Source organism: Candidatus Enterococcus willemsii, from assembly GCF_009933335.1.
Classification (GTDB): Bacteria; Bacillota; Bacilli; order Lactobacillales; family Enterococcaceae; genus Enterococcus_F; species Enterococcus_F willemsii.
The window spans coordinates 1-6,622 of record NZ_MAEL01000028.1 but is presented as its reverse complement, the minus strand read 5'-3'; the positions used below and the strand labels follow the sequence as shown (position 1 = coordinate 6,622).

Genomic DNA, 6,622 nt, shown 5'->3' with positions numbered 1-6,622 from the left:
CACTTAAATAATTTGATAAAAGCATCTTCATTGTCATTTAATATTATACTAAAGTATTCTAATGGTTTTTACAAATAACATTTCATTAACAATAAGTACGGTTGCGTGTCATATTTGACATTCCAGTGACTGTTTTTTAACGAGGCACTCTTATAGCAAAATAATGTTCGAAAATCCATTCCTATTAAGTGAATAATATCACATTATATCCTATTAGTCAAAAAATTAGTGAATTAGTTCTATCATTAGCAGAGGGAGAGATGCTTGATAGTAACACAATTACATAAAAGAGTCCGTGAAAAAATGATTTTTTCACGGACTCTTTTATTTCGTTCTATTCTACACATTCACTTAGTAGTTAATAGCTTTCGATAAATTGAACTTACGGTTTCGTCAGAATAATCATCGCCAAATTTTTGTAAATTATGCGGTGAACGAAAATGTGTGTCAACAATTTGCTCAAGTTTCGTTGTTTGTTTCAGACTTGGTAGTTGATAAAGTTCTTGCACATAGCGTAATAGGTGAGGATATTTCTCTAGCCGACAACAAAGTAAATTGAATTGTTTCTCGTAAATCGGACAACGAATAAGGCTAGGAAACAAGCGTAAATCCGCATCTGTCAATTGTTCTCCTAACAAAAAATGAGAATCAGACAAATGTTGGTTCAATAATTGGAAGGTTTGTGCTAATTTTGTTTCTTCTTGTTTTTTTATTACTCGATTTTCTTCATGACCTGCACGGTAAATTTGAACATTGATTGTTTTGAAAATAAATCCACTCATTCGATCGATTGTTGGACGTTTGTGTACAGGATAACTATCGAAACCACTGGCTTGTAACCAATAGGTTGCAAATAGCGTACTTAAATTATATTGGTCATTTGTTATGATAGATTTATGTTGTTTATCATATAAACATGGTTGAATCGCATCTTTTCTTTCAGAAAAAAGCGAGGTTAAGTCGTGATGACCCTCAAAAGGTTGGCTAAATTCCCAATTATCTAGCCGACGTGGTGCTAGTTCAATCGTATCAATCCACTCTGTCAATCCTAATAACTGAACGGTCGTTGCTACACGTTGTGCACGAGGACAAGCAGGTAACCAAATGAGTGTATAACGATTTTTTTCTAATGGCAGATTGTCAAACGGTATAGAATAATATGCATCATGTGCTTTCACATGTTTGACTCGGCCATATTCTTCTTTATTTGTTTCGAGCTCCTTTAGTAATTCAGACATCTTCTTCCTCCAATTTTAACGAATGAATAAAACGCTGAATCCGTGGATTATCACTTTCGAAAAAGTTTTTGGTTGTACCATCAAATAAAATGCCACCATCTTCTAAAAATAAAATACGATCGGCTACTAAACGAGCAAAATCAATATTGTGCGTTACTAAAATCATCGATAAATCCGCATGTGCTAAACGTCGCAAGACACGTAACACTTCAATTTCTAGTTCAGGATCAAGTGCGGATGTTGGTTCATCAAATAATAAATAAGCTGGTTCCATTGCTAGAGCCCTGGCAATCGCCACTCGTTGCTGTTGACCACCAGATAATCGCGAAGGGTAACTATCATATTTATCAGCTAACCCGACCATATCCAATAATTCTTGTGCTTGTTGTCTCGCTAGTTCCTTCTCTTTTTTTAAGACAGTGATGGGGCCTTCCATGACATTTTCGATAGCCGTCAGATGGGAAAATAAATTAAAATTTTGAAAGACCATTGCTGTATTTTTGCGTACTTCTTGTTTGGTTTTTTTATGGATCGTTTGGGTAAAATCTAAGGATAAGTGATTTAGTTCAAGGATGCCTTGTTCTGGCAACTCAAGCAAATTTATACAACGCAGTAAGGTTGATTTTCCGGAACCAGAAGGACCTAAGATGACGGTCGTTTCCCCTTGAGTGAAATCCACTGAAATATCTTTTAAAACAGGTTGGTTATCGAATAGTTTGCTTATATTTTGTAAGATTAATTTCATTAGCTTCTCCTTATACGTACATAGAAAAATGTTTTTCTACTTTATGTTGCAACCAAGTTAAGATTGTTGTAAATAATAAGTAGATGACGGCAACTTCTAAATAAATCAACATCGTTTCATAATAACGACTCACATATCGATTTGCAGTCAACATTAAATCCATAATTGTGACTGTCGAAGCAAGCGATGTTTGTTTGACTAAAGAAATAAAATTCCCCATTAAGGCTGGAATAGCGACACGGACAGCTTGGGGTAACACAATGCGTAAAAACACTTGCGAGCTACTCATGCCTAAAGATTCAGCGGCTTCAATTTGTCCTTTCGGAACGGAGGTAATTGCGCCTCGAATGGATTCTGATGCATAAGCTGCGAAGTTTACCGCAAAAGCAAAAATTCCTGCGGGCCATGGATCAAATAAGATTCCGATACTCGGTAAGCCAAAATAAATAATATACAACTGAACAAGTAAAGGTGTTCCTCGAATAATCCACACGTAAAAAGCAGCGAATTTTTGTAAAATAGAATTGGATGATAACCGTGCACAAGCCACTAAAACAGCCAACACAATCCCAACTAGAAAAGAAAAGAATGCCAGTGGAATTGTTACTCGGATACCTGCTTCTAAGATCTTAATAAATGACTCTTGAAAAATCAGCAATAATCGTTCCACGTGATAGCTCCTTTAACCTAATTGTTCCCAAGCAGTATCCGAAACATCCTTCATTACCACTAACCAATGCTTCTTCGCATCCGTTGAATTTAAGATACTTGGGTCATCTTCGGTTTTTTCGTTACGTTGTACGATAGTCCCGCTTAAAGGTGCACTAAGCGCCACAATTGTTTTTGATGCTTCTACTTCTGCCAACACATCTCCTGCTTGAATGCTGCCTACTTCTGCAATATCCGCAAAATTCACATCTCCTAAATCATCTTGTAATTCTGGGGTAAGACCAATGGTGTATCCTTCTTCATTTTTTTCAATCCATAATTGATTGTATTCTTTTTTCATTTTTTCTTCCTCCTAAATTTCCGGGTGACGTTGTGCAAATAACTTCAAAATATGTTCAGTTTTTTCAACAGCTGCTCCAATATACGTATGTGGATCAAGTAGCTGGGCTAATTCATCGCTCGTATAGTACTGTTGTATACGTTCGTTCTGACTGACCGCTTCATTAAATGTTACCTGATCTATTCTTGCTTGATTGGCAATTTCATACATTAGTTGATGTGCGCTTTGCTTTCCTATATGTGGTGCTAACGCCATCATGAGCCGCTCAGACATCTTCATTCCGCCGTCTAAATACAAATTCTTTTCAATTTGATCAAGTTGAAACGTTCCTTGATGCAATAAAGTATAACTGTAATTAAGCTGTGCAGATAGATACATACACATCTCAGGTAAGGCAACCCAGATATTCCGCCAAGCAATGGTATCTTTTTCGTGCATCACACGTTGCGCTTGATAAAGCAAACTCATTTGATTCTGCACCAAATTGCCTAAATTAACCACTGCCTCACATAAATACGGATTCCGTTTAGTAGGTAAAACAGTCGATGCTTGGCGACCTTCGAAATACGGCTCCGCATATTCTTGAATTTCACCACGACTTAAGTCAAATAAATCTTGACCTAATTTTTGTAACATACCACTAACCATCGTCATAATATGACCATATTCGACAAAACGATCACGTTGGGTGTGCCAATAAACTTCAGGTACCGATAAATTCAATCGTTGTAACACCTCTGCTTCAATTACCGCACCTTGTTGACCTAATGCGGCTTGAGTTCCGACTACACCACCGATGACACCTGTAAAAATAAACGACTCTACTTCTTGCAAGCGTGTCAAATAGCGATCCAATTCATTTAATATAACAACTGCACGAAAACCAATTGTTGTTGAAGGTGAGTGTCCGCCATGCCCTCTTCCGACCGCTACTGTATGCTTATGCTCAGTCGCAATTCGAACTAACTCACGACCAATTTTTCGTAATGATTCGACAACAATCTGATGCGCATCACGCAATTGCAACATCATAGCGGTATCTAAAATATCTTGAGAGGCCATCCCATAATGTATAAACTCGCCTTCTTTACCAAGTAAACCTTTCATATATTGCACAAAACCTGCTAAAAAATGCCCGGCTTTAGCTGCTGAAACATATAATTTACGCATATGAATGCTTTCATAACGACAAATTTCCTGAATCTTTTGAGCAGCTTCAGTTGGAATCATTCCTTGCTCGGCCTGCACTTGCGCCACGGTACGCTCAACCAAACAAATTTTACGCAAACGTTCTTCATCATTCCAAACAGCACGCATACGAGCTGTTGAAAATTCATTTTGCATTGTTTGTAGCCCTAATGCTCCTGACCCCATATTCTTTTCCTCCTTAACTTAGAATGACACTTGCTATTTCATCCACGCTGACTGGACCAAAATAATTCGCCAAATCAAATGACTCTAAAGCAGCAACAATTGCCTCTTTTGATAGTGTTGTACCAATTAGGGCTTGTTCGATTTCTGTTACATTTCCCGATGCAAAAAAATCGCCGTAAATCATACAATTTTCAATCACACCTTTATTTACCGCTAACTGAAATTCCATTGTACCAAATGGAAAACGATGATCTCGTTGATAATTCATTTTCCCTGAATGACCAAAATTCCATTCCCAGTTACCAAATTTCTCTTTCACAATTTCATCAATTCTTGCCCATTGCTCGTTAGAAAACGAATAGGATGGAATGTCTGATATGTTTTGAACTTGAAACACTTCTTGAATAAGTAATTGACGAAAATCTTCGATACTAATGTCCCGAAATTCAGCTGCTAAATGCGGACGCAATGCTGTGACCCGACTTTTGACTGACTTGACTCCTTTGGCTACCAACTTTTTCTTATTAGGTGTAAGTACCTTTTCTAAGGTATCATAGTCCACATCTAATAACAAAGTGCCCCCAACAATCACTTTTCGATCGGTGACTAGCATTGATGTACCAGAAAATTTCTTTTCACCAATTAATAAATCATTTCGACCACCAAATGTCGCTTTAGTTACTCCTAACTTTTTCAAAGCTTGAATAATTGGTTGCGTAAAACGAGAAAAATCTTGATAGGAGCCATTATCGGCAGGACCGTTGAAACCGTAGATAAGAGTACCTTCATCATGATAAACTGCCCCACCGCCGGATGAACGACGAACCAACTGAATATCTTTTGCATCCAAATAGTTACTGTCTACTTCTGCAAAAGCATTCTGATTTTTACCAATGATGACTGCTGGTTGATTGATGTAAAAACGCATAATCGGTTCATCCACTGGTGATTCATTGATTAGATAACTAGAAATGGCATAGTTGTAACGCGCATCACGTACTTCTTTGCCCTCTCGCATTTGATTGAGTAAATACACAGGCTCTCCTCCTAGATAGTCAAATAAGCGAGAAAAATTTCTCGCTCACTTGTTATTCTTCTGAAAAATCTTGAATTGATTTATCGAAACCTAGATATTTTTCGTAGATTTCTTTCATGGTACCATCTTCTGTATTCGCGATAATTGAGGCATTCAATGCTTCGCGCAAGGCATCAGAACCTTTTGGTAAAACAATTGATGCTGGTACATCTTGAACTGTTTCTTCTAGCACACGTACAGGTAATTTTTCCGGCTGTTTATTCAAGTAATCTTGTTGACCCACATCACTACCTAAATAAAAATCGGCACGACCTTGCATAATCAACTTCACAGCTTCATCAACTGTTTCAATTGGGACAATTGTTCCACCTAAGTCTTCCGCTGCTTGACCTGTAGATGTTGAGACGCTTTGAGCGGCACGCTTCCCATTTAGGTCTTCTAATGTGTGAATATCACTATCTTCCGCCACAATAATTCCCCATACTTTATCAAAGTAAGGTACGGTAAAATCGTATTTCTCTTCACGTTCAGGTGTTTTACTCAAGCTGTGCATAGCAACGTCAATTCGATCAGTATCCAAACTTTCTAAAATGGCACTAAATGGCATTTCAACAAATTCTGCTTCAATATCGCCATCTAAATCTTTCACGAGTTCTTTGGCAATCTCCACTTCATATCCAACTAATTCTTCTGTCTTTTCATCATGGTAATTGCTTGGTGGATAACCACCAGTGATTCCAAATCGTAGAACTTTAGCTTTTTGTACATCTGAAAGACTTGTATCTTTTTCTTCAACTTTCACATCACTGCTACTACTGCTATCTGTTTGTCCGCTTTGACAAGCAGATAAAGCGAATAAAGAAACCAATCCAACCATTGCTAAGCAACTTTTTACACTTTTTTTCATTTCTTCCTCCTAAGTAATACAGATTAAAAATCTGTTTTATTTATTTTATTGAATATAATACAGCAGGAATCTAAATTGTCAATAATATGAAGGAATTTACTTTGTTTCAACATTATCCAACTGTTTGAAACACAAAAAAAACTGTATTATTTTTCATTCTGTTTTCTATACAGATATATCGACCTTTAAAAAGTCTTTTAAAAGATTAGTTTTAAAAAAGTGCTGAGAATTCCTTCCCAACACTTTTTTTCTTTATTTTGTAATTAATGTTTCTAGACTTGCTAATGCTTGTGCCATTTGCGCAATTTTGCGT

The 6,622-nt window shown here is 37.0% G+C and carries 7 protein-coding genes; all 7 read right to left on the bottom strand.

Going from position 1 to position 6,622, the window contains the following annotated elements; genetic code table 11:
* Positions 1 to 347: 347 nt before the first annotated feature.
* From BAU17_RS03960 to BAU17_RS03930, 7 genes are read right to left on the bottom strand one after another with little or no spacing between them, the layout of a single operon-like run.
* A complete protein-coding gene (locus BAU17_RS03960; protein ID WP_161901525.1) occupies positions 348 to 1,238 on the bottom strand; it encodes a glutathione binding-like protein in 891 nt (296 codons plus the stop codon).
* Positions 1,231 to 1,983 carry an amino acid ABC transporter ATP-binding protein gene (locus BAU17_RS03955; protein ID WP_161901524.1) on the bottom strand — a complete coding sequence of 251 codons (753 nt, stop codon included), beginning with the start codon at positions 1,981 to 1,983 and terminating at the stop codon, positions 1,231 to 1,233. The genes BAU17_RS03960 and BAU17_RS03955 overlap by 8 nt, the downstream gene beginning before the upstream one ends.
* A gap of 10 nt (positions 1,984 to 1,993) precedes the next feature.
* Positions 1,994 to 2,653 carry an amino acid ABC transporter permease gene (locus BAU17_RS03950; protein ID WP_161901523.1) on the bottom strand — a complete coding sequence of 220 codons (660 nt, stop codon included), beginning with the start codon at positions 2,651 to 2,653 and terminating at the stop codon, positions 1,994 to 1,996.
* 12 nt (positions 2,654 to 2,665) lie between these two features.
* Positions 2,666 to 2,992, bottom strand: a complete 327-nt coding sequence (locus BAU17_RS03945; RefSeq protein ID WP_161901522.1) for a glycine cleavage system H family protein — start codon at positions 2,990 to 2,992, stop codon at positions 2,666 to 2,668.
* A gap of 12 nt (positions 2,993 to 3,004) precedes the next feature.
* Positions 3,005 to 4,366, bottom strand: a complete 1,362-nt coding sequence (locus BAU17_RS03940; RefSeq protein WP_161901521.1) for a class-II fumarase/aspartase family protein — start codon at positions 4,364 to 4,366, stop codon at positions 3,005 to 3,007.
* 13 nt (positions 4,367 to 4,379) lie between these two features.
* Positions 4,380 to 5,402 (bottom strand): lipoate--protein ligase, encoded by a 1,023-nt coding sequence (locus BAU17_RS03935; protein WP_161901520.1) that lies wholly within the window; start codon positions 5,400 to 5,402, stop codon positions 4,380 to 4,382.
* 52 nt (positions 5,403 to 5,454) lie between these two features.
* Positions 5,455 to 6,309: a substrate-binding periplasmic protein gene (locus BAU17_RS03930; RefSeq protein ID WP_161901519.1), complete on the bottom strand. Its 855-nt coding sequence runs from the start codon at positions 6,307 to 6,309 to the stop codon at positions 5,455 to 5,457.
* Positions 6,310 to 6,622 lie beyond the last annotated feature (313 nt).